The organism is Vibrio sp. A37, assembly GCF_059777565.1.
In genome coordinates this window covers 1-903 of sequence record NZ_JBLNLI010000059.1, presented here as the reverse complement: position 1 = coordinate 903, position 903 = coordinate 1, and the positions used below count along the sequence as shown (strand labels likewise).

2 protein-coding genes and 1 pseudogene are annotated in these 903 nt (G+C 42.0%); 1 reads left to right on the top strand and 2 read right to left on the bottom strand.

Features of this window, described 5'->3' with window-relative positions:
* Both ACM2FC_RS23485 and ACM2FC_RS23480 read right to left on the bottom strand, forming a co-directional pair.
* On the bottom strand, positions 1-210 hold a 210-nt coding region (locus tag ACM2FC_RS23485), incomplete at its 3' end, for an IS3 family transposase (protein WP_498483454.1).
* Complete coding sequence (locus tag ACM2FC_RS23480) at positions 211-465, bottom strand: DDE-type integrase/transposase/recombinase (protein WP_498483453.1); 255 nt, start codon at positions 463-465, stop codon at positions 211-213.
* 125 nt (positions 466-590) lie between these two features.
* Here ACM2FC_RS23480 and ACM2FC_RS23475 point away from each other — a divergent pair.
* Positions 591-903 (top strand): annotated as a pseudogene (locus tag ACM2FC_RS23475) (IS982 family transposase); the annotation flags it as partial.

Here is a 903-nt window from a genome sequence, read left to right as displayed (position 1 = left end):
TTGGTTATAAAACGGCTCTATATAGTCAATGATATCAGCCATCGCTTCACGTCTTGTTTGATTATGACGATAATTAATCCGCTCTGATTTTAAGCTACGGAAAAACCTTTCGGTTACCGCATTGTCTAAACAATTTCCTGATCGACTCATACTTGAGATTAAGCCATGCTTTTTCAGAGAGTTTTGAAATGCTTCAAACGTATATTGCACTCACTGATCTGAATGAAATAACACTCCATCAGTAGGTTGCCGTTTATTGACCGCCAGTCTCAAGGCCCTTGTCATTAGTTCGCTATTGAGCTTATCTGAGAACGTCCAGCTAATCACTTTTCGTGAGCATAAATCCATTATCACTGCGAGATACAGCCAGCCTTGTTGCGTTCGGATATAAGTAATATCGCCAGACCACAGCCTGTTTAGGTTTTGTGGGTTGAATTGACGATTTAAACGATTCGGCGCAATCACTGACGGTTGACTACTAGCCGGATATTTATGTTACCTGAGCTGCGCATAAGAAATAGATGGAACTAAAAGCCCAAGCCGCGATCTGATCGTTTGACTAAAACTTCATTTCGCATAAGGACTTGGGCATGAATAACTTAGACGCTATCTTTGTGGATGTCGACGACTTTTGTCAGGCTTTTCTTCCTGCGTGGCAAAAACATTTAGTCTCCTCTGGGCAAAAGGTAAGAAATAAGCCGTCTCGATTGTCTGTTAGTGAAGTGATGACTATCGTCATCGCTTTCCACCAATCTGGTTTTCGTGACTTTAAAACCTACTATTGCCAGTTTGTCTGTCGTTATCTGTCGGCTGAATTTCCTAGGCTCGTGAGCTACACACGGATGCTAAAATTAATGCAAACGATACTCGTACCCCTTTGCTCTTATCTCACACACCGACAAG